Raw genomic sequence first — 23743 nt, 5'->3', positions numbered from 1 at the left:
GAACTACAGCATGAACAAAACATGAACTTACAAGGAGAAGATAATAATGAAAAGCAAAAAAATGATCATAGCAACAATGGTATTCGGAATGGCAGTTACAGGCTCAGCAGGTGTGTATGCAGGAACTAATCTGCAGAAAATCAGCGCTTATCTCAATCACAGCATTGGTTTCAAAGTGAATGGAGCAGCATATACGCCAGTGGACAATAATGGAAAAACATTAGCGCCAATCACATATCATGATACGACTTACCTGCCTGTTCGTGCGTTGGCTGACGTATTAAAGGTTCCTGTAACCTTCAATGCTGCCACTAATCAGGTCATTCTCGGGACTAACTCAGGAAGCACAACTCCAGGTTCTGGCTCTGCTATCACTGTAGCGGCTGTTCAATACAGCGCTGCACAAAAAGAAGCGATCACCAAAGCTTTTGCCAATTTCCAAGGGTTTGAAACAGCCTATGCTCCAGTCCAAATGATTAGCGGAGATGCTTTCGTGAAGGTAGCTGGTGGCGAGGATGGTGTAAGCTTCCTATTCAATCATATGAATGTTAACGTGTCACCACGGGATTACTCTTACAGTTATGATGGAGATACCGTGAAACTCTCGAACGGAACGGAAGCGAAATGGTATAGTCCTTCTGGTGATACAGCAATGTTGACCTTTAAATTGGCGGACCGTTTTGTAACGATCAGCTCGCCGGATAAGGCTTTGAGCAAAGCACAGCTGGAGAAGGTAGCTGTAAGTGTAGCGAAATTGAGTAATGGCTCTGATTCTGCTATCACTGTAGCCGCTGTTCAATACAGTGCTGCACAAAAAGAAGCGATCACCAAAGCTTTTGCCAATTTCCAAGGGTTTGAAACAGCCTATGCTCCAGTCCAAATGATTAGCGGAGATGCTTTCGTGAAGGTAGCTGGCGGGGAGGATGGCGTAAGCTTCCTGTTCAATCATATGAATGTTAACGTGTCACCACGGGATTACTCTTACAGTTATGATGGAGATACCGTGAAACTCTCGAACGGAACGGAAGCGAAATGGTATAGTCCTTCTGGTGATACAGCAATGTTGACCTTTAAATTGGCGGACCGTTTTGTAACGATCAGCTCGCCGGATAAGGCTTTGAGCAAAGCGCAGCTGGAGAAAGTAGCTGTAAGTGTAGCGAAATTGAGTAACTAATAAGGATTCTGAATAACCTAAAAACAGCTGGGGTGTCCATTACGGATAGCCCAGCTGTTTTTAATTGTGATTAGGCTAGATATCTAGATTTTTAATTATTTATTCAACAGATTATAGATGACTTGAGCGGCTTCACCACGGGTTGTAATTCCACTAGGTTTGAAGGTATTCTCACCGCGTCCATCTTCACGGGTAATTTATGCAGTTGCGCCGAATATCGTAGTGCTCTTACCTTGTGCGATGCCCGCTTTCACATCGGTGAAAGCCACATCGCTTGTTTTTGTAAGCTGTAAGGCTCTAACCAGCATCGCAGTGAATTCAGCACGTGTTACACTTCGTCCGGGTTCAAACGAAGTACTGCTCATGCCATTCAAAATCCCTTTCGAAATCAATTCATTAATGGCAGTTACAGCCCAATACCCTGCAGGAATGTCAGTGAATTGCTTTGTAGGGGTTACGTTATTACTATCGTTGCCAGCAGGTACTGGCGTTGCTGTCGATTCCACTGTTGCCGATAATGTATCGGATTGGCCTACCGTTAAGCTAAGTGTTGCGTTATTCAACGTTATTGCGGTTACCGGAACTCCAACAATGATTTCGGAGGTTCGTGCTTCAGTAATTTATAATTCGGGGACAACTAGTGAACTACAAACACCTAAACAGCAGGTCCCCCCCTTATACGGGAGCCTGCTGTTTAGGTATTTTTCCTTACATTTCTTCTTGATTAGTTAATAATGAGCTATTGCTATGCTATTTATTCGTCCCATGCTGCTTGGTCGGGAGCTTTTCGTTGGCGGGTTCATCATGCTTCTGTCTATTTTTATCATCTTTCTTTTGGGTATCGTGTAGTTTCTCTACGAATTCATGAGTATCATCCATGTTCAACCTCCTAGATTCAGAACCTTGTTGTTACTGTAACCACTTCTGCTTAAATTCATGCATGCTTGAAACATGATTCGGCTGAGAAGTGTATAATCAATTCAACTAACGATGAGCAGGAAGGGAAAAGAACATGTTTGAGTTATTTCGAAAACTTGGTTCCATCAAGATAGTTGTGGTACTCGTCGTGATGGGTCTTGTGCTGGCTGTAGTATTTAGGGTGCACACAGGAGATGAAGGGAAACCTGAATCCATAGCGTTAACCTTTAATGGCAGTCCGCAGAACCGTATGGCCTTTACCTGGATGGCTCCGGACAAGATTACAGGAACCAGGCTGGAAGTCATTGAAGCGGCGAAATTAATTAACGCTGAGTTTCCGAAAGCCGGAGTTCAAGCCTACGAAGGAACAGCAGATACGACAAGCGTTTATAGGTCAAAGGCAGATAAAGTAACCGGACGTGTGATAATACAGAGAAACCATAAGGTTATCGCGGATCACCTGAAGCCGGGAACGTTGTATGCTTACCGTGCCGGTGATGGACAAGCTGATCATTGGAGCGCCATCGGTACATTTGAAACAGAGAGTCCAGCAACTAAAGCCTTTCAATTTCTGTATACCACAGATTCCCAAGGAACCACTGAGAAGGACTTCGAAATCTGGAATCATACCCTTCAACAAGGCATGGCTAAATTTCCGGAGAGTAAGTTCATTCTCGTTGCTGGTGATCTGGTAGATAACGGAGATATTGAAGAGCAGTGGTCGTGGTTCTTTAACAAACCACAGGGGATATTGGCGAATATCCCGCTGGTTCCCTTGGTAGGCAACCACGAAAGCAGTGGCTATACGAACTACAGCGCCCATTTCAACCTGCCGAATGATTCGAACACGGGCGCAAAACCGGCTGGCTCCGTATATTCGCTAGACTATGGGCCAGCACATTTTATGGTGATGAATACCGAATATTATGGTGGCAGTTCAGATGCTGAGGTTGCTGCGTTCTATAAGAAACAGGTGGAGTGGCTCCGCCGTGAAGTGGCAACCTCGGATAAGAAATGGAAGGTTGTTTTTCTTCACAAATCGCCTTATTCGGTCGCTCTTCATACACAAGACGCCGATGTATTATTTTTCCGAACGCAATTAACGAAGGTATTTGATGACCTGGGGATTGATATGGTCATTGGCGGGCATGATCATACCTACTCCAGAAGCTACCAAATGTACAATAATAAGCCGTTGACGAATATTGTTCCAGATGCAATGGGGACCGTAGTGAATCCCGCAGGCACTTTGTATTTACTGACCAATGCAGCAGGCAATAAAAGATATACTATAGCCGACGGGCCTTTCCCATTTGCCGCTAAATATGGGCAGCCGGACAAGGAGATGTTCACGGGTGTGACCGTTACGGACGAAGAGCTCTCCTTTCAAGCTTACACAACAACTTTGAAAGGGACGACCGAGCTGTACGATCAGTATAGTATTCGCAAGACTACGCTAACAAGGAAAGGAGGCTTCTGATGCTCCCGGGGAATATTTACAGGAAATATCTTAAACACAATGTATTTATGAAAATCATTCTGTTGTTCTCAGCCATCGCAGTGGTAACGATCATTACATTCTCCTATTTGATGTTTAAGGTTATGTCGGAGGCGGCCGTACAGAGACAAATGGAAGTGCAGAAGCAGGCAATTGAGAGTGTTGGCAATTACATCGGAGGCAAATATGAATCGGTACAGACGACGATGCGGGATATTTATAGGGACAACGAACTCGCTGCCAACACCTCCTATTTCCTGGAACATCCGTACCAAGACTATGTGAACTACAGATTAGACCGTTTTTATAAGGAGAACAGTTCACCCACCGATACGATGACCTATTTTCAAAATAAGGTGGATGATGATCCTGATATCCGCAGCTTGATATTATACAGTGCCGATCAACAGCAACTGTATGTCTACAACAGCAGGAAGCAGTTTAAGATCATTTCCACCAACGCTGTTCGTTCTTTTGTGCCTGACGTTATGTATCCGCAGGAAAGCTCCAACGTTTCCGGTTCGAACATTTGGGTACGGAAAACGGTCGGATTGCTTGATCTGCCGATGTACTCCATTCGCATGCCGATTAACAATGAGCAGTCGCTGCGTAATATCGGCCAATTGGTCGTTTATTTTGATACGCAGAAGATATGGAATAGCCTGGCTAGTTCTAAAGAGAACTTAAAAGGATCGATCCTCGTGCTTTCGGGAGACGGTGAAGTATTGTTTGATTCTTCAGGCGCTTATTATGGACGGAAATATCCGTATATCGAGCAGGTTAATTCCGTCTATGATAACGGTGTCATGGAAGAAGGGATGACCTTTACCAAACTGACGCAAAGCCAAGGGGGATTTACGGTGTTGAGTGCGGTGCCCAAGCGGGATCTCGCTAAGACCTATCGTGGATTACAGAATACGATTCTGACGATAAGCTCTATTTGTATCTTATTTGCCATTCTGATTCCTTCGTTGTTCATCAGCAATTTCGCCAAGCGGACGCATGGAATCATCCGCTTTACCAGAAAGGTGAGAAACGGCGATTTAGCAGCGCGGATTACCGATATTCGGGATGATGAGCTTGGACAGATTTCCAAAAGCTTCAACGATATGCTGGACGAACTTAATCTGTATATTGAAAGGGTATATAAAGCAGAAATCAAACAGAAGCAGACAGAGCTTGTAGCGCTGCAGGCGCGGATTAGTCCCCACTTTCTATATAACACGCTTGAGGTTATCCGGATGAGGGCAATCTCCCAAGGGGCGAAGGATGTAGGCGAAATGATCTACAGCTTGTCTGTGTTATTTAAAAGCCTGGTGCAGCAGAAAAAGATTTATACGCTAAAAGACGAGTTGGAGGCTTGCCGGTTGTATCTGGAGCTCTTCAGAATCCGTTACAAGGATAAATTCAGTTACACCATTACGGCTGATTCAAGGTTGGACAGCAAGTCGATCATAAAGCTTTCGCTCCAACCTCTCATCGAGAATTTTATCGTCCACGGCATCGAAACAGAGCGGTTTGACAACCGACTGGCGATTGATGTGGCGGAAGAGGGCAATGCACTTGTGGCCGTGATTACCGATAATGGAAAAGGTATTGAACCGGAAAGAATGGCGGAAATCCGTGAGGAACTGGAGAAACCAGAAGAGAACGGACAAATGTTTGGACTTCGCAGCGTTCACAGCCGGTTGCGGTTTTTGTATGGCCCATCTTACGGGATTGAGATAGAGAGCCGACCTGGTGAAGGAACATCCATCAAAGTACGTTATCCGTTAAGGGAAGGAACAGATGCTGAAGATGTATAAAATATTTATTGTTGATGATGAGCCATTTATCATTGAGGGTTTATACGATATCCTGGATTGGCCATCGCTCGGTCTGGAAATTGTCGGACACGCGGAGAATGGGCGGCAGGCGTTAGATTTATTGGCCTCTACCCCTGTAGATGTGCTTATAACCGATATATCCATGCCGATCATGAACGGACTTACCCTGATCTCGGAAGCTCGGAAATTACATGAGGAGCTGAAAGTCATTATCCTTAGCGGCTTCAATGAATTCGATTATCTTAAAGAAGGCATGAAGCTTGGGATTGAGAACTATCTTCTGAAGCCCATTAACATAGAGGAATTGGAATCCACCCTGCGCAATACGGTGGAGAAGCTGGACAGCGTGAGGTCGGAAGAGCAGTACAGCGCGTTTGACGTTCAGATCCTTAAGGATAATACGTTGTATCGCTGGTTGACCGGACAGATCGCCGCAGCTGAGTTTGCGGAACGGGCAGAGCTGATTGGCCTCATGTTAAACGGGCCATATATTGTGGTTGCCGTTCTTCGGGTGGAAGGCGACCCGACGGAAAGCTTCGAATGGATTCGCCAGCGACTCAGGGACGAGCATGAGATTACACTCTTTCGCGATGTTGACAGAGAAATAGTTATGATCAGTTCATTACAGAATTGGGCCGAAGGAAAAAGGGAATTTGTTACGTTGCTTGAGCAACTGTCCCGTGAGCTGGCGGAATCGAACCGGTTCGTTCAAATTGGGATCGGAAGTGTAAGCCAACTGCCCGAAGAAGCCTCTCTCAGCTATAGCGAAGCCAAACGGGCCCTGGAATACTATATGATTCACCCGGATCGCCAAATCATCGAATATCAATCGTTTGAGGCAGATGGCGGCATGGGCCACGAATACCCTATCCAGTGGGAGGAATATGCCAAGCTGATTCTTGCCAGGGATCAGGAAGCTCTGACGGATCGAATCCGAAACGATTTTGAACAGATGCAGAAGGTTGAAGGCGTTCAGCCTGAGGATTTGCAAAATGCGGCGTTAGAGCTTGTGGTAAGATTCAAAATGGAATTGGAGCATATCAAATATACGGACGAATCGGACATCTTCAAGAGAGGCCTCACCAGAGTTCGAAGCAGCGCAAAGATAGCCGATTTGGTGGAATCTATCCAGAATGTGGCGAAAGAAACGGTCGGTTCGCTGCTGCAGGATATCAAGAACCCGGTTGTGAATCAGGTGCTTGGCTTTATTCACAGCCAGTATGCTAATGAGCTGTCGCTGAAGACACTGGGGGTACAATATCATATTCATCCCGTGTATCTGGGCCAGCTGTTTCATAAGGAGACCGGAGATTCCTTTGCGGAATATATCAACAAATATCGTATTGAAAAAGCGAAAGAGCAGCTGAAGAATACCAACTTGAAGGTACATGAAATTGCTCGCAATGTGGGTTATTGGGAAACCGGTTATTTCTATAAGCAATTCAGAAAATATGTGGGGATTTCCCCAACGGATTATAAAGCGCTCTGCTGAAATGAAGTACTAAGAAAAAGACCCGAATTAGACTCCTAAAACCATTCTTTGGGTTAGGGAGTCTTCTTGTCTTTAGCCTATTGCTGTTTGGAAGGATATAGAGCGATAAATCTGAGCAAGGTATGCAAATAACATGGATATAACAACTGATGTAAACGTTTTATCAATAATTAACTGTTTCATCCAGGGCATTCATCCTTTTCTTTAATTTGTACCTCAATTTATTAAGTTTATCTTCTATTTGAAAACTCTTACATCCGGTAAGGTTAAGGTAGTTAAAACATCAAGAGAATAACAGAAGGTAAAGCAAGTCAAGGTATTTAAAAGGGGGAACACACATGATTAAGAGTAGAAGAAGTTTTTCGTTCGTGCTTGCAATGCTAATGGCTTTTGTGCTCGTTCTTAGCGCCTGCGGTGGCAGTAAAAACAATGCTGAAGGCAACAGCAACGAACCAGCAGTAGAAGCGCCTGTTAATCTGATTTGGTATACGATTGGTACGCCGCAACAAGACGTTGACAAAGTTATGGAAGCAGTCAGCAAGTATACGCTAGAGAAAATTAACGCCACAATTACGATGAAAATGGTTGACTGGGGCGACTATCCACAGAAGCTGCAAGTTAACGTAGCCTCCGGTGAACCTATGGATATTATTTTCACAGCCTCCGGTGGATTCGACTATGTACAGAACGCCAGAAAAGGCGCATTCATGGAAATGGATGACTTGCTTGAAAAATATGGAAAGGGCATCAAAGACACCATTGATCCTGCTTTCCTAGAAGGCTCCAAAGTTGACGGACACAATTACGGTATTCCGGCTAATAAGGAACTCCCACAGGAAAATGTGTGGCGCTTCAACAAAAATTTCGTCGATAAATATAATCTAGACATTTCGAGTGTGCGCTCCCTGGAAAGCTTGGAGCCTTTGCTGAAGACAATTAAAGAAAAAGAACCTAACGTAACTGCGTTTGGTATGGACAAAAACTTCCTTCCCAATATTCCTTATGATTACGTTATTCAAAATCTGCCAATGGCTGTTAAGCTGGACACGACAGATTATAAAATTGTGAATATTCTCGAAACTCCTGAAATGAAGCAAGCCCTTACTACAATGCATAAATATTATGAAGCCGGATATATCGCTCCTGAAGCGGCAACAACGGGTTCGACGAATGATCTGACAACCTCTGGAAATTGGTTCGCTGACATGGCGCAGACTCAGCCGCTTGCCGATAATTTATGGTCAGCAAGTTACGGATATCCAGTAGTATCTACGCCTGCAAGTAATTCAATCATTAATAACAACTCCGTTCAAGGTTCGATCATGGCGATTTCTGCCAACTCCGAGCATCCAGAAAAAGCTATGGAATTTCTGAACCTGCTCAATACGGATCCTGTACTTCGCAACATGGTTGACTCCGGTATTGAAGGAGAACATTACAAGAAGATTGATGATACCCATATGGAAAATCTGCCAGCCTCAAAAAGTTATGATATGCCTTCTTATTCCTTAGGAAACAACATGTTGTTGTATCTTAACCCGAATGACCAGAGCGACAAATGGGAGCAATTTAAGAAATTTAATGCAGAAGGCGTAGATTCCCCAATCTTGAGTTTCAACTTTGATGGCACAAAAGTAGCAACCGAGATGGCGGCGGTGCAGAACGTGAAGGAGCAATTCTGGGCATCGTTGATGACTGGAACTGTGGATCCTGATGAATATCTGCCGAAAGCGATCGAAAAATTCAAAGAGGCGGGTCTCGACAAGGTAATTGCTGAAGCCCAAACTCAACTTGATGCATGGAGAACTGCGAATAACAAGTAATAAATAATAGAGATAAGTACCATTCTTGGGATCGGGCGGGTGATAGCTGCGCCCGATCCTTTTTCATTATATTTCAGGAGGGAAACACTATGGCCGCGTTATTCAAAAACCTTGTCAGAAACAAAGTCATGCTATTCATGGTGCTGCCTGGTGCCATTTGGTTTTTCTTTTTTTCTTATCTGCCTCTTATTGGCACCGTGGTAGCCTTCAAGCAGTACCGCTTCAATCGAGAAGGCTTCTGGGCTAGTATCGTGACTAGCAAGTGGGTGGGATGGGACAATTTCAAGTTCCTGTTTAACGGAAGTGATGCTTATATCATTACGCGAAATACGTTGCTGTACAACATCGCTTTTATAGTGGTCGGATTAGTCCTATCCGTGGCGATGGCTGTTTTATTGTCCGAGCTGGTCGGCAAAACGCTGGCTAAGATTTATCAGACCGGAATGTTTCTTCCCTATTTTCTTTCCTGGGTTATTGTCGGATACTTTGCATTTAGCTTCCTGAGTATGGACCGCGGTATGGTCAATCAAATCCTGGGCTGGTTCGGTGTCGAGCGAGTGCAGTGGTATTCCGATCCTAAATACTGGCCTTACATTTTGATCTTCGTCAACTTATGGAAGGCTATCGGCTACAACAGCGTTATTTATCTGGCCTCTATTCTGGGAATCGACAGATCGCTTTATGAAGCGGCCATGATTGATGGTGCCAGCAAAAGGCAACAAATCTTTAACATTACGCTCCCGCTACTTTCTCCAATCATTATTATTATGACACTGCTTGCAGTTGGTCGGATTTTCTACGCCGATTTCGGATTGTTCTACCAGGTTCCCCGAGATTCGGGCACACTTTATTCCGTAACCAACGTAATTGACACATATGTATATCGTGGTCTCAAAACGACCGGAGAAATCGGCATGAGTACGGCTGCCGGCCTTTACCAGTCGGTTGTAGGATTTATACTCGTTATGATTTCTAACTTCATTGTGCGCAGAATGGATAAAGACAGCGCCTTGTTCTAGAAAAGCTGAAAGGAGTGTCAGTTTATGGCAGAGGTAAAAAGAAAAATACAAGATTTCCATCATGTTTCGCGTGGCTGGAATATCATTTTGAATATTATTGCGGCAGCATTTTCCTTTATATGTATTTTCCCTTTTTTGTTCGTAGTGATTATTTCCCTTACCGATGAGAAAACACTGGCAACGGACGGATATCGGGTTTTCCCGGCCAAGTGGAGTTTGGAGGCGTACCGTTTTGTATTTCAAAGTGGGGATACGCTGTATCGTGCTTACGGGGTGACTATTCTGGTCACAGTGATAGGAACCATATTCAGCTTGATTCTCATGTCGCTGTATGCCTATGCCATTTCACGGAAGAGCTTCCGTTATCGGGGATTCTTCTCTGTGTTTGCGATCGTGACTATGCTATTTAACGGCGGAATGATTCCGACCTACATGGTAGTATCCCAACTGATGGGTCTGAAAGATACGCTTTGGGCCTTGATTCTACCACTGGCTATGAATGCCTTTTATATTATGATATTGCGCACATTTTATATTACCAGCGTTCCAGAAGCAATTATCGAATCAGGCCGGATTGATGGGGCAGGCGATTTCTTTATTTTTCTGCGAATTGTGCTCCCATTGTCGCTGCCAGGTCTTGCTACCATCGGTTTGTTCAGCACGCTCGGTTACTGGAACGATTGGTTCAGCGCCTTGCTGTACATCGATAATCCGAATCTGGTGCCGCTGCAATCCATGCTGATGCGGATCGAATCGAGTATCCAGTTTATTCAAAACTCAAAGAACAGCTCGCTCAGTATGGCAGCACTTCAAACCATACCACAGGATACTACCCGCATGGCGATGGTGGTTTTGGCGACGTTGCCGATTATTTTCGCTTATCCATTCTTCCAGCGTTATTTTGTTCAAGGTCTCACTTTAGGTGCCGTCAAGGAATAACAACAACATCACGTTAGAATGATGGGAGAGAAGTGGAGATGCTGATCTACAAAGACAAGACGAAACCAACTGAAGAGCGGGTTGATCATCTGCTCGGACTGATGACTTTGGAAGAGAAGGTCGGTCAGTTGATCCAGCCTTTTGGCTGGCAGGCCTATGAGCATAGAGACGGAGTAATCACACTTACTGAGAATTTTAAGCAACAGATTGAGCAAGCAGGTATTGGCTCATTGTATGGCATGCTTCGTGCAGATCCTTGGACGGGTGTAACGCTCGCTAACGGTCTATCTGCCAAACAAGGCGCTGAGGCTGTCAATGAAGTCCAGCGGTATGCGATGGAACATTCCCGGCTCGGGATTCCGATCCTGATTGGGGAAGAGTGCTCGCACGGCCATATGGCGATCGGCGCGACGGTATTTCCGGTGCCGCTATCCCTTGGCAGCTCATGGAATGTAGATCTATATCGGGAAATTTGCCGGGCGGTTGCGTTGGAAACGCGCAGCCAAGGCGGCGCAGTAACCTATTCTCCGGTGCTTGATGTCGTACGCGACCCGCGTTGGGGACGGACCGAGGAATGCTTCGGTGAAGATGCGTATTTAATCAGCGAGCTTGCCGTGGCTTCAGTGGAAGGTTTGCAGGGAGAATCACTAGACAGCCAGTCGAGTGTGGCTGCTACAGTGAAGCATTTTGTCGGTTATGGAAGCTCCGAGGGCGGCCGGAACGCCGGGCCTGTACATATGGGCTGGCGCGAGCTGCATGAAGTGGATCTGCTGCCGTTCAAGAAAGCAATTGAGGCTGGTGCAGCGTCTGTGATGCCCGCCTATAACGAAATAGACGGAGTTCCCTGTACGACGAATACACAGTTACTAGAGGATATTCTCCGCCAGGCTTGGGATTTCGACGGCTTAATTATAACCGATTGCGGTGCCATTGAGATGCTGGCAGCAGGTCATGATGTGGCTGAGGACGGACTGGATGCAGCTGTACAGGCCATTTCAGCAGGGATAGATATGGAAATGTCCGGCGAAATGTTTAGCAAGCATTTAGTAGAGGCTGTAGAGATGAACAGATTGGATACAAGCGTTATTGACCGTGCAGTTCGGCGAGTACTGACACTGAAGTTCAGGCTGGGCTTGTTCGAGCAACCGTTCGCAGATCCTGAGCGAGCACAAGAGGTCATCGGCTGTGAAGAGCATCAACAGCTTGCCCGCCAGATGGCAGGGGAGAGCATCATTCTGCTGAAGAATGAAGGAAATCTTCTGCCGTTGTCCACAACTTCCGGAACCCTTGCTGTCATCGGCCCCAATGCTGATGCGGGCTATAATCAGCTCGGAGATTATACATCTCCACAGGAGCGTTCCAAAGTGACTACTGTGTTAGGTGGTATTCTCAGCAGGCTTGCGCAGGAACCGGAACGGGTGCTTTATGCCCCTGGCTGCCGGATTAAAGGCGATTCAAAAGAAGGTTTTGCTGCCGCTATATCCTGCGCGGAGCAGGCAGATGCCATTGTGATGGTTGTTGGCGGCTCCAGTGCGCGTGATTTTGGCGAAGGCAGCATTGACCTCAAGACAGGTGCATCCAAAGTAACAGAACATTCATGGAGTGATATGGATTGTGGGGAAGGGATAGACCGGCTGAGTTTGGAGCTATCCGGTGTACAGCTTGAACTTATTCAGGAAATATACAAACTCGGCAAGCCCGTAATCGTGGTCTATATTAACGGTCGTCCGGTCACCGAGCCTTGGATTGATGAGCATGCTCATGCCATTCTGGAAGCCTGGTATCCAGGACAGGAAGGCGGTCATGCGGTTGCGGACATTCTGTTCGGCGATGTGAACCCGTCGGGCCGGCTGACGATTTCTATACCGAAGCATGTTGGGCAACTGCCGGTATATTACAATGGCAAGCGATCCCGTGGCAAAAGATATCTGGAGGAGGATTCACAGCCCCGTTATCCCTTTGGCTTCGGACTTAGTTATACCAACTTCAGCTACTCCGCCGTAACCGTGGAGCCTGAAGTGATTGCCGCGGACGAAACTGCGACGGTCACCGTAGAGGTGAAGAATATAGGTGAGCGTGAAGGTTCCGAAGTCGTGCAACTATATATTTCCGACATCGCCAGTAAAGTGACAAGACCCGCCCAGGAATTGAAAGGCTTCAGCAAAATTAAACTGGCTCCTGGAGAATCGCGGACGGTAGAGTTTAAAGTGGGTGCGGAACAACTGCAATATATCGGCACTGATTATCAGCCGGTTGTGGAGCCGGGAGCCTTCAAAATTCGGGTGGGCCGGCAGGTGAATGACACTCTGAGCGCGGACTTGTACGTAAGGGAGGATTCATATGGAACGAATTAAACGGTTTATTCGCGAGTTGTCAGAGCATCAATGGCTGGAGCAACGCGAGCTGGGGGACTGGGATATTCAGTCTTCCAATTATGTTGTGCCAGGACAATATGACCATTTACAGCCGTATACAGAGGGTGGAAACTTCGCTTTATTTCCGAGTGTACAGGGAACGACCTATTTCTTTCGCCGCTCTTTGGAGATTCCGCTTGCGTGGACGGCGGGCCAGACTGGATTGATTTTTGAATCCGGCGGGGAGGGATTACTGCGTGTAAATGGGGAATCCCGCCAAGGCCTGGATAGGAATCATACATTCGTTACGCTGGAGGGGAATCAGGATGGACGTTCACTGGAGCTGGAAATTGAACTGTTTGATCCCATTCCCGAGCCGGTCGATCCTTTGAACGCTCAGGCAGTCATTCAACCCCCGATCCGGGCGATTCGCAGTCAGCTAGTACTGGTGAACCAGCCAGTGCAGAGCTTAATGTACACGGCTACGGTCATCCGTGACTCGGCAATTCTGCTGCCGGAGCAGGATCTGCGCCGCACTCGGATGCTGGAAGCTCTATATCTGGCGATGGATGAGTTTCTGTATATAGGAGAGGCAGAGATTCGCGAGGGCAACTTGGTCTCTTCTATAGAAGAGAAGCTAAGAATTAGCATCAGGGAAATCGGTAGTAATTCGGAAGGCACCATTCATATGGTTGGTCAATCACATATCGATATCGCCTGGCTGTGGCCGACACGTGAAACGGTCCGCAAGACCAGCCGCACCTTTTCCACCGTCACTGCCTTAATGGACGAATACCCGGATTATCAGTACGCCCAGAGCCAACCGCAGTTGTTCGCTTATCTGAAAGAGAATGATCCGGTTCTCTATGACAAGGTGAAAGAGCGAATTCGGGAAGGTCGCTGGGAGCTTGTTGGCGGAATGTGGGTTGAACCTGATCTGAATATTCCGAGTGGAGAGTCGCTGATGCGGCAAATGCTCTACGGGCAGAGTTTTTACCTTGAAGAATTCGGTCGAACTTCGAATATAGAGTGGCTGCCAGATACCTTTGGCTATTGTGCTTCACTTCCGCAGATTCTGAAGCATGGCGGTGTAGATTATTTTATGACGACCAAGCTTGGCTGGAATGATACCAATGTATTCCCGTACGATCTGTTTCATTGGGTTGGAATTGATGGAACCTCGATGTTGTCCTATTTGAATCACGGTGTTAATGAGAACACGCTGCCGATTGATGTGCATGATCATTGGTTGTCCTTCCGCGAGAAGAGCAAGCATAACGAACAAATGCTGCTGTATGGACACGGTGACGGTGGCGGCGGGGTGACCCGCGAGATGTTGGAGTATATTCAGCGGGCTGATCTGATGGTCGGAGAGCCAGCTAGTAAGTACAGTAATGCGGGAGATTTTTTTGCAGGGATTACACAGCAAGAGCCGCAGCTTCCAGAATGGCGGGGAGATCTATATCTTGAGCTGCACCGAGGAACCTATACTACGCACAGCCGCAATAAATGGAACAACCGCAAAGCAGAAATTCTTTATCGTGAAGCGGAGTTGTGGCAGGTCATGGCCACCAATTATATGAGTCAAGAGCAGCGGCTGGAGAATGCCGAACAATTGCATAAAGGCTGGAAGTTAATTTTGCTTAACCAGTTTCATGATATTATTCCTGGCTCGGCGATTACTGAAGCCTATGAGACCTCGGAGAAAGAATATCAGGAGATTTTTAAATACGGAAATTCCGGGCTGCAGCCGGGACTTATAGCCTTGGCAGCTCAAGTGACAACGCTGGGAGAAGGCAGACCCTATATTGTGTTCAACAGTCTGGGATGGGCGCGGGATGCTGTAATTGAGATTCCTTTAACAGATAGTGAGTTGACTAATACTGTTCCGTCAGCCTGTGAAGAGAACGGGGTTTCTCTTTCTGTAGATCTTCTAGTAGAAGCTTCTGGCAGTAAGGTAGCATCTGTCCGGGTGCCTGCTGTTCCGGCGCTTGGTTATAAGACCATTTGGCTGAAAAGTCAGGATGTTGTGGCTGCGCGGAACACAGAAGTACTTAAGAGAACTCTTGGCACAGATATGCTTACAGATGGCTGGGAGACGGAATACTACCGAATCACATTTAATGAGCGGGGAGAAATCGTCAGCTTGTTCGACAAAATAGTGGATCGCGAAATCGTGCAGCCGGGAGAACGTGCGAATCGCTTTCACTTTTTCCACGACCGCCCAACACTTTGGGATGCTTGGGATATCGATAGCCGTTATGAAGCACAACCTGCCGGGGAAGCCGAGCTTATGGAGGCAAGCGTCCAACACATAGGTCTTGTGAAGGATGTGCTGAGATTCCGCTGGAAGCTTAATCAATCCGAGATTACCCAAGATCTGATTCTCTACCATGAGGACCGGAGGGTTGACTTCAAGACACATGTTCGCTGGAATGAAGCCCATAAGCTGTTAAAGGTAGGGTTCCCCATCGATGTTGTAGCGGAAAAAGCGACCTATGAAATTCCCTTCGGCACATTGGAGCGCTCGACGCACCGCAATACGAGCTGGGAGCAGGCGCAGTATGAGGTCTGCGGCCATCGTTTCGCAGATGTCTCCGAGCACGGATATGGGGTCAGCCTGTTGAACGATTCTAAATATGGTTATGACATTCAAGGTAGCGTGATCCGCTTATCCTTATTGCGCGCTCCGAAATGGCCCGATATCACTGCAGATCTAGGTGAGCATGACTTCACCTATTCCTTGTATCCGCATCAGGGAGACTGGCGCGCTGCACATACTTCACGTAAGGCAGCCGAGCTGAACCTCGAACCTTGTGTAGTAGCTGCTGAAGCGAAGCTCGGCCAACTGCCAGCTGCAGCTTCTTTTGCCGGATTTAGCGGTCAGCATGTAGTGCTAGATACGATTAAGCCGGCTGAGAATGGCCGGGGAACCGTCCTGCGTTTCTACGAATCATCAGGCGGGCGTGAAACTGTAAAGCTCAGTTGGAAGCAGCCTTTGAGTGAAGTTTTTCTGTCCAATGCCTTAGAGGAAGAACTGGAGCCTATTACGTACAATGAGAGCGGATTTGAACTGCAATTTACACCCTATGAGATCAAAACAATCTATATCAGATGATATCAATATATGAATAAAGGAGTGGACCTCTCTTGGAACAATTCAGACTACCCAAAATAGCAATGCCGAAGCTCGAACTGCCGCAGGCCATACAAGAGGTACTTGCCGAAGCCGAGGAGAAGTTGGCCCATCGCCCCAAGCTGCTGCAGTTGTTCAAGAACTGTTTTCCCAATACGCTGGAGACCACAACGAAGCTGCTTGATGACGGAACAACCTTTGTTATTACCGGAGATATTCCGGCTTCCTGGCTGCGTGATTCAGTCGAACAGGTGATTCAATATGTGCCACTGGCGAAGAATGACCCTGATCTGCAGCGGATCATCGGTGGATTGATCAAACGTCATATTCACTATATCCATATTGATCCTTATGCCAATGCGTTTAACGAGCGGGCTAGTGACTGGCACTGGAGTACCAATGATATTACGGACATGTCGCCTTGGGTGTGGGAGCGGAAGTTTGAGATTGATTCCCTGTGCTTTGTTGTACGGCTGGCTTATACCTATTGGAAAGAAACCGGAATTACGGACTTCTTTGATGCTGAATTCAAAGCGGCACTGCGACTTATCACTGACCTGTTCAAAAGAGAGCAACACCACTTCGAGCAATCGCCTTACCGCTTCACGCGGAATAACGGCATTCCTGAAGATTCGCTGCGCAATAACGGACTAGGGATGCCGGTGAATTATACCGGGATGATCTGGTCCGGCTTCCGTTCCAGCGACGATGCCTGCGACTTCCACTACAACATTCCTGGCAATATGTTCGCCGTTGTCGCCTTGCGCCAGATGCAGGAATTCGCCGAGTGGGTGTTCCGCGACTATGAATTTCTGGCCGAGCTAAAAGAACTGGAATTTGAAGTGGATCACGGGATTAAACTATACGGAATCTACCGCCATCCACTGTTTGGGCCTATCTATGCCTATGAGACCGACGGGTTTGGCAACTACTGTCTGATGGATGATGCTGGGACACCAGGACTGATCTCTATTCCGTATTTGGGCTACGCTTCTGCGGAGGATCCAATCTACCAGAATACACGACGGTTTGCGCTAAGCACAGAGAACCCCTTCTATTATGAAGGTAAAGCTGCCAAAGGTATCGGCAGTCCACATACCCCGGAGAATTACATTTGGCATATGGCCTTGTCGATGCAGGGAATTACAGCACAGACAGCGGAAGAGAAGCTGGAGCTGATTGCCCTGCTGGAGAGCACCGATGCCGGAACCGGATTTATGCACGAGGGTTTCCATGCGGATGATCCAAGCATTTTTACCCGCAGCTGGTTCGCGTGGTCGAACAGTCTGTTCTCACAACTGGTGTACCGGGCGATGAAGGAAGGTATTCTGTGAGCGCGGGTCGAGTGATTCTGTTCTTCGATCCAGCATTCCCGGGTGGCCCTGCAACAGAGGATGCAACGGGTGGATTGCTATCAGCACACCTAAAAGGGTTGGGCGACGTCGTCAGCGCGGAACAATTGGCGCAGGCGCTGGATACTGCAGAAGCGGGTGGCGTATTTATCAACCTGCATCCCCCTTACTTCCCGAAGGAAGCTTGGGTTTCCATTGTCTCCTTCCTGCAAAAAGGCGGCGGCCTGCTCAGCATCGGCGGCGCACCTTTTAAGCATCCGGTGCGGCAGCAGTCCGGCACGTGGCAGATAGAAACCGAGCAGACCGCTTATCACCGGCAGCTGCATATCCATGAAGCGCTGCGCGTGAATGGCAGCCGCGTTCATACCTATGCTGCATTACAGGATATCCCGCTCTTCGTTGGTCAAGAACAGCTGCTGAGCCCCTCGGATACCTGGAATCTAGTACCGCATGTGACCAAGAGCAGTGATTTACCGGAGCAAATGGGCGCAAGCGGTCCGATGGATACACGGATATATCCACTCTTAAAAGGTGTTACAGCAGAGGGACGCGAGATTTCCGCACCTGTCGTTCTGTGGGAGCATGTCGGCGGCCCCTTCGTGGGTGGGCGCTGGATTTTTGTAGGCCAGCCGCTCGAGCAGGCCTTCTGGAGCAACGGTGGTGCAGAAGTGCTGACCCGCTTAGCAGCGTTTATCGCCAAGGGCGTAACCGAGCTCTGGATGAAGCCCAATTACGCTTCTTACGAACAAGGTGAACAGCCCCTAATCAGCCTGCAAAGTCAGCGCCTCAGCCGTCAGCCTACCACAGAGTCGTCGGTAGAGTGGAAGCTCAAGTTCACTTTGCAAAAGGATGGGGAGAGCGCAGCGTGTTTTGAATATGGATGTCAGCTGACAGTAACCCGAGAACATAATATCCATCGGTTCTCAATGCCGGTGAAACTGCAAGCCGGATTGTACCGCCTTATCTGTCAAGCCGAAGCTGAAGATGGAGAAGTGCGTGTGCTGCGTCAGGGCTTCTGGAGTTATGATGCCGATCTGCTCGCGGAAGGGGAATCGATTACCGCTGGCCGGGACTACTTTATAAAAGAAGGCAAGCCACTGCCGGTAGTAGGCATGACCTATATGACTTCAGATGTGGCGCGTAAGTTCCTATTCCTGCCGAATGCGCAGGTATGGGACCGGGATATGGCGCAGATGAAGAAGGCCGGTATTAACTGGATTCGGACCGGTATTTGGACCGCTTACCGGAATGTGATGCAAGTGGACGGACATGCCTCTGAGGAAGTACTGCGGGCGATTGATGCTTTTCTACAAACTGCCAAAAAACATGACCTGCAGGTAACCTTCACCTTTTTCTCCTTTACACCAGAAACTTGGGAGGGGCGTAATCCTTACCTTGATCCACGCAGTATAGAGGCGCAAAAACGCTTCATCCGCTCCATTGTTTCCCGGCACCGCAATACGAGCCACGTGGATTGGGATCTGATCAATGAACCTTCCATGTTTGATCCACCGCGTATTTTCTCAGATGGACCAAGCACGGCGAATGATAGATATGAGCGGCAGGCCTTCTCGTCATGGCTGGAGACCCGTCATGGCAGCATCTCCGTTCTTCAGGAACGCTGGAATATGACACCACTCGAGCTGCCGGACTTTACAGCAGCCCTGCCACCTGAGCGTGAAGAGATTAATTTCAGCATACAGGATGTGCATCAAGGCAAACGTGGTACACGCTGGCTGGATTATTGCCTGTTCTCAATGGATATGCACAACGTCTGGGCCAAAGAGCTGTACGGAACGATTAAAGAGCTGAGTCCTAACCAATTAGTTACGGTAGGGCAAGATGAAGCGCTTGGCGCACAAAGACCGTCGCCATTCTTTTATGAAGAGGCTGTCGATTATACGACGGTCCATACCTGGTGGCTGAACGATAACTTGCTGTGGAGCGGTATATTTGCCAAAACAGCAAATAAGCCTAATCTGGTGCAGGAGACCGGAATTATGTACGTGGAGACACCGGACGGGCGGGCGAAACGCAGTGAAGAAGAGCTGCGGGCCATGCTGGAACGCAAGTATGCTTATGCGTTTGCTTCAGGTGGAGCCGGTGCCATCCAGTGGATCTGGAACACGAACTTCTATATGGATAATGCTAATGAATCACAGATCGGAGCTGTCCGGGCAGATGGTACCGAGAAACCGGAAGCTGACGTCTCTTACGAATTTGGTCATTTTATAGGTGAAGCTGGAGAGCTGTTTGCTGAGCGTAAGCTCGAAGAGATTGCTGTTATTTTTCCCTATTCAAATGATCTATCGAACCGGAAGCTGGCCTTTGATGCCACTACACGGTTGACGCGTATCCTATCCTATCAGTTACATCTGCCGTTCCGAGCTGTTTCGGAATACGGCCTTGAGGCGCTGGAGGCACAACCGCCTAAGTTGATCCTACTGCCAAGCGCGCACAATCTTGATGATGAGGCTATGGACAAGCTAATCAGCATTGTCGAGCAGACGGGTGCAGTACTACTGGTAACCGGATCATTAGGAATTAACGCCTATTGGCAGCCGTCCGACCGTTTAAATAACCTTTTAGGACAACGTGAACTCCGCAATGTGCGGCGGGAGGAATTGCTGAATCTTGGCGGCAGCACCTTCGCCGTGTCTTACGGACAACGCCGAATTGCCGAGCTGGTGAAAGAAGTAGCGGTACAAACTGCTTCGACTCAAACTCCTAATCTTCAACCTGGTGATACTGTAGTGGAATTACCTTTGGGTAAAGGACGTCTCATCTGGTGCCCGCTTCCCTTGGAATTGAATGAGCGGGACGAACCTATTGTCGAACTGTATCGCCATGCGGTGGAAGCATCCGGTATTGAGACTGAGCTAGAGTGGGTTGTCGGTGGGGATTTACCAGGAGTATACGGACGTAAGCTAAGCTTTGCGGAAGGATCGCTCTATATCTTTGTATCGGAGTACGCTTGGGATGCAGAGATCGAGGTCAGAGATCCCGACACAAGCATTAGCTACACCTTCAGGTTGGAACAAGAACGTTCTGTACTGTTCGCGACGGATATGGCAGGACAGCTAGTGTCGGTATACAGACCAGCAGAAGTAGCTATTTCCCTTCATAGAAGCTGAATAATAGAGGAGAGAGTGCCTTATGACTAAGAAAAAAACAGCGCATATTGTTTCCCACACCCACTGGGACCGGGAATGGTATTTGCCCTATGAGAAGCATCATGTCCGGCTGGTTCAGCTCGTAGATGCACTGCTGGACAAGCTGGACAGCGACACGGCTTTTCGCAGCTTTTATCTGGATGGACAGACGATTATTCTGGAGGATTACCTTCAGGTGCGGCCGGAGAAAAAAGAGAAGCTTGAACAGTATATCAGTGCAGGCCGGATTTTGATCGGACCATGGTATATTTTGCAGGATGCCTTTCTTACAAGCGGCGAGGCTAATGTGCGCAACATGCAGATCGGACATCAGGATGCAATTAAATATGGTGAACCCTCCAAAATCGGCTATTTCCCCGACACCTTCGGACTGGTCGGACAGACACCGCAGCTGATGGTTCAATCCGGTATTACCAATGCCTTCTTCGGGCGTGGCGTTAAGCCAACGGGCTTCAATAATACCGTCTCAGACGGCGACTACGAGTCTTCCTTCTCCGAGCTGATCTGGGAAGGACCGGATGGCTCGCGAATACTCGGTATTTTATTTGCTAATTGGTACTCCAACGGCAACGAGATTCCTGTAGACGAAGTGGCGGCCCGCGAATTCTGGGATCGCAAGCTGGCTGATGCGGAGAAATATGCCTCAACGGGCGAGTTACTGTTCATGAATGGGTGCGATCATCAGCCGCTGCAACTGGATTTGCCTGAGGCTATCCGCACGGCACAAGCGTTGTACCCGGATATAGAGTTTATCCATTCCAACTTTCCTGATTATCTGGCTGCACTGCAAACAGACCTAGCCTCTGAAAAGCGTGAATTATCCTCTGTTATTGGCGAGTTGCGCAGTCAGCGCACGGACGGCTGGGGCACCCTGGTGAATACAGCTTCAGCCCGCATCTATCTGAAGCAGATGAACCAGCAGGGGCAGACATTACTTGAGAAAGTAGCAGAACCGCTCGCCTCGATTGCTCATCTTGCGGGCAAGCCTTACCCGCATCATCTGTTCACTTATGCTTGGAAGACATTAATGCAGAATCATCCGCATGATAGTATTTGCGGATGCAGTATAGATGAAGTGCACCGCGAGATGGTGACTCGCTTCGATAAGAGCCGCCATGTAGCCGAAAGTATCGTAGAAGATAGCGCAAGCTTCATTGCGGATGCTGTTGATACGTTAGCTTTTAGCAAGTATGGGGATAATGCAGTGCCGTTTGTAGTGATGAATACAACGGGCTGGAGCCGGACAGGCACCATCGTTATTGAGCTGGACGTTGCCCGATTATACCTGCGCGAAGGCCATACGCTGGAAGAGACCGCCCGCAGAATGCAGGAGATTAAGCTCTCTGGACGTATATTGGTGGATGAAAGTGGCCTGATGCTGGCTTGCTCTATAGAAGACCTAGGTCTGCAATTCGGCTACGATCTGCCAGATGATAAATTCCGGCAGTCATATATGTGCCGCAAGGTCCGCCTGACCTTTGAAGCCCCGCAAGTACCTGCGCTTGGACTTCGCACCTATGCTTGGGTTGAATCATCGAGCGCTGCTTCTGAATACAACTCCCTTTTTAATGGGGAATACGTAATGGAGAATGCCGGCCTCAGAGTGGAAATTGACCCTGATGGTTCATTTACCCTGCTGGATAAGCAAAACGGTGTCTTATACCAGGATCTTGGTATTTATGAGAACACAGGAGACATCGGTAATGAATACATGTACAAGCAGCCCGAAGGAGAAACTGCACTGACTACCAAAGGGCATGCTGCAGCTATTCGCGTACTGGAAGATACACCTTACCGGGCTGCGATTGAGATACAGCACGATTGGGAGATTCCGGCAGCAGCGGATGAGAGACTGGATGCAGAGCAGCGCTCACTGGTTTATTATCCGGAGCGTAAGGCACAGCGGAGCCAGAATACCGTCATCTTGAAGCTCCGTACAGTTATTTCGCTGGAGCGTGCCGGTAAAGGGCTGCAAATCGATTCCGCCATCAATAATCAGGCGAAGGATCACCGGGTTCGGATGTTGTTCCCCACTGATCTTCAAACCACTGTTCACCACGTGGATTCGATGTTCGAAATAGCCAAGCGGGATAACGTGCCAGCCTCGGAATGGCTGAATCCAAGTAACACCCAGCACCAGCAGGCTTTTGTTGATGTCAGCAATGACAAGGTAGGTCTAACAGTGGCCAATCTTGGGCTGAATGAGTACGAGGTTCTGCGTGACGGACGCAATACCATTGCTGTTACTTTGCTGCGCAGTGTAGGCGAGCTTGGAGATTGGGGTTGGTTCCCGACACCAGAGGCTCAATGCTTGGGAGAGCACACCGTAAGTCTGAAGCTGATCCCACATGGCATGGACGGCATATCCTCCGGTGCTTATGCTGAGGCTTATCAATTCCAGATATCTTGGACGGTATGCCAGACAGGCATTCATGCTGGAACATTGGCTTCGGGGTATGCGCCTATTCAGTGGGAGAGTCCTGAAGTCGCGTTCTCTTCCTTGAAAATGAACGAGATCACAGATGATCTGCTGTTGCGCTGGTATAACATGAGCGACTCATCAACACAGCTTGCTCTGAGCCTGGAGCTTCCACATGTACATCTATACAAGACGAATATTCTAGAAGAGCGTATGCCTTTGTCTTTGAAGGAAGAGAAGGAGAAACAATCTATACAGATAGGTCCTTGTGAAATAGCTACGTTTGGTATTCAACTAAGAGACTAACCAGAAGCAGCAAAAGAGACCTTGGCAGAAATGCCAAGGTCATTTTTGTATCTGCCTTTTCTATTTGTGTTTGCGTACACAACAGTTAAGTGAAAGTCATTTTAGAAAAAGCTTGCAATGCTTCTCCAATCATGATATATTCTAAGTCCGGCCGAGAGACATCAACGCCGAGCACGAAAATGAAATAAAAAAAAGTGCTTGCATTACACGAATGAATATGATATATTATAAGAGTTGCTGGTGAGACATTAAACGCCGACAACGAGAACTTGATCTTTGAAAACTGAACAACGAGTGAGTGGGATTTTACGAAA

The 23743-nt window shown here is 47.9% G+C and carries 14 protein-coding genes; 12 read left to right on the top strand and 2 right to left on the bottom strand.

Annotated elements, in window-relative coordinates:
• Positions 1 to 46 precede the first annotated feature (46 nt).
• Positions 47 to 1174: a hypothetical protein gene (locus GJB61_RS25050; RefSeq protein WP_154121769.1), complete on the top strand. Its 1128-nt coding sequence runs from the start codon at positions 47 to 49 to the stop codon at positions 1172 to 1174.
• Positions 1175 to 1371: 197 nt separating this feature from the next.
• Here GJB61_RS25050 and GJB61_RS25045 read toward each other — a convergent pair whose 3' ends face one another.
• A complete protein-coding gene (locus GJB61_RS25045) occupies positions 1372 to 1737 on the bottom strand; it encodes an S-layer homology domain-containing protein (protein WP_154121768.1) in 366 nt (121 codons plus the stop codon).
• A 187-nt stretch (positions 1738 to 1924) separates the two neighbouring features.
• Entirely contained in the window at positions 1925 to 2053 is a 129-nt protein-coding gene (locus GJB61_RS25040) for a DUF4023 family protein (protein WP_154121767.1), read from the bottom strand.
• Between the two features lie 133 nt (positions 2054 to 2186).
• Between GJB61_RS25040 and GJB61_RS25035 the strand changes: the two genes are divergently transcribed.
• From GJB61_RS25035 to GJB61_RS24985, 11 genes are all read left to right on the top strand, one after another.
• Complete coding sequence (locus tag GJB61_RS25035) at positions 2187 to 3572, top strand: purple acid phosphatase family protein (RefSeq protein ID WP_154121766.1); 1386 nt, start codon at positions 2187 to 2189, stop codon at positions 3570 to 3572.
• On the top strand, positions 3572 to 5395 hold the full coding sequence (locus tag GJB61_RS25030) for a cache domain-containing sensor histidine kinase (RefSeq protein WP_154121765.1): 1824 nt from the start codon (positions 3572 to 3574) through the stop codon (positions 5393 to 5395). Before GJB61_RS25035 ends, GJB61_RS25030 begins: the two co-directional genes overlap by 1 nt.
• On the top strand, positions 5388 to 6908 hold the full coding sequence (locus tag GJB61_RS25025) for a response regulator transcription factor (protein WP_154121884.1): 1521 nt from the start codon (positions 5388 to 5390) through the stop codon (positions 6906 to 6908). Before GJB61_RS25030 ends, GJB61_RS25025 begins: the two co-directional genes overlap by 8 nt.
• Before the next feature lie 338 nt (positions 6909 to 7246).
• Positions 7247 to 8731, top strand: coding sequence for an ABC transporter substrate-binding protein (locus tag GJB61_RS25020; RefSeq protein ID WP_154121764.1), 1485 nt, complete (start codon positions 7247 to 7249; stop codon positions 8729 to 8731).
• An 89-nt stretch (positions 8732 to 8820) separates the two neighbouring features.
• A complete protein-coding gene (locus GJB61_RS25015; protein ID WP_154121763.1) occupies positions 8821 to 9750 on the top strand; it encodes an ABC transporter permease in 930 nt (309 codons plus the stop codon).
• A gap of 24 nt (positions 9751 to 9774) precedes the next feature.
• The gene (locus GJB61_RS25010) at positions 9775 to 10689 is read left to right on the top strand and encodes a carbohydrate ABC transporter permease (protein WP_154121762.1); all 915 of its coding nucleotides are present in this window, start codon (positions 9775 to 9777) and stop codon (positions 10687 to 10689) included.
• Positions 10690 to 10727: 38 nt separating this feature from the next.
• Entirely contained in the window at positions 10728 to 13043 is a 2316-nt protein-coding gene (locus GJB61_RS25005) for a glycoside hydrolase family 3 N-terminal domain-containing protein (RefSeq protein ID WP_154121761.1), read from the top strand.
• Positions 13030 to 16161, top strand: a complete 3132-nt coding sequence (locus tag GJB61_RS25000; RefSeq protein WP_154121760.1) for an alpha-mannosidase — start codon at positions 13030 to 13032, stop codon at positions 16159 to 16161. Before GJB61_RS25005 ends, GJB61_RS25000 begins: the two co-directional genes overlap by 14 nt.
• 32 nt (positions 16162 to 16193) lie before the next feature.
• Entirely contained in the window at positions 16194 to 17513 is a 1320-nt protein-coding gene (locus tag GJB61_RS24995; protein ID WP_154121759.1) for a glycoside hydrolase family 125 protein, read from the top strand.
• Positions 17510 to 20665, top strand: coding sequence for a beta-galactosidase (locus tag GJB61_RS24990; RefSeq protein ID WP_338116110.1), 3156 nt, complete (start codon positions 17510 to 17512; stop codon positions 20663 to 20665). The genes GJB61_RS24995 and GJB61_RS24990 overlap by 4 nt, the downstream gene beginning before the upstream one ends.
• Before the next feature lie 22 nt (positions 20666 to 20687).
• The gene (locus GJB61_RS24985) at positions 20688 to 23429 is read left to right on the top strand and encodes an alpha-mannosidase (protein ID WP_154121757.1); all 2742 of its coding nucleotides are present in this window, start codon (positions 20688 to 20690) and stop codon (positions 23427 to 23429) included.
• Positions 23430 to 23743: the final 314 nt, after the last annotated feature.

The sequence above is a fragment of the Paenibacillus monticola genome, assembly GCF_009664975.1.
GTDB classification, from domain to species: Bacteria; Bacillota; Bacilli; order Paenibacillales; family Paenibacillaceae; genus Paenibacillus_AQ; species Paenibacillus_AQ monticola.
This window is presented reverse-complemented; position numbering and strand designations above follow the sequence as displayed.

Excerpts from the sequence above, each read along its gene's own strand:
- GJB61_RS25020 (WP_154121764.1), top strand. The coding sequence starts at position 7,247 with ATGATTAAGAGTAGAAGAAGTTTTTCGTTCGTGCTTGCAATGCTAATG.
- GJB61_RS25035 (WP_154121766.1), top strand. The coding sequence starts at position 2,187 with ATGTTTGAGTTATTTCGAAAACTTGGTTCCATCAAGATAGTTGTGGTA.
- GJB61_RS24985 (WP_154121757.1), top strand. The coding sequence starts at position 20,688 with ATGACTAAGAAAAAAACAGCGCATATTGTTTCCCACACCCACTGGGAC.
- GJB61_RS25040 (WP_154121767.1), bottom strand. The coding sequence starts at position 2,053 with ATGGATGATACTCATGAATTCGTAGAGAAACTACACGATACCCAAAAG.
- GJB61_RS25025 (WP_154121884.1), top strand. The coding sequence starts at position 5,388 with ATGTATAAAATATTTATTGTTGATGATGAGCCATTTATCATTGAGGGT.
- GJB61_RS25000 (WP_154121760.1), top strand. The coding sequence starts at position 13,030 with ATGGAACGAATTAAACGGTTTATTCGCGAGTTGTCAGAGCATCAATGG.
- GJB61_RS25015 (WP_154121763.1), top strand. The coding sequence starts at position 8,821 with ATGGCCGCGTTATTCAAAAACCTTGTCAGAAACAAAGTCATGCTATTC.
- GJB61_RS25050 (WP_154121769.1), top strand. The coding sequence starts at position 47 with ATGAAAAGCAAAAAAATGATCATAGCAACAATGGTATTCGGAATGGCA.
- GJB61_RS25005 (WP_154121761.1), top strand. The coding sequence starts at position 10,728 with ATGCTGATCTACAAAGACAAGACGAAACCAACTGAAGAGCGGGTTGAT.
- GJB61_RS25010 (WP_154121762.1), top strand. The coding sequence starts at position 9,775 with ATGGCAGAGGTAAAAAGAAAAATACAAGATTTCCATCATGTTTCGCGT.
- GJB61_RS25030 (WP_154121765.1), top strand. The coding sequence starts at position 3,572 with ATGCTCCCGGGGAATATTTACAGGAAATATCTTAAACACAATGTATTT.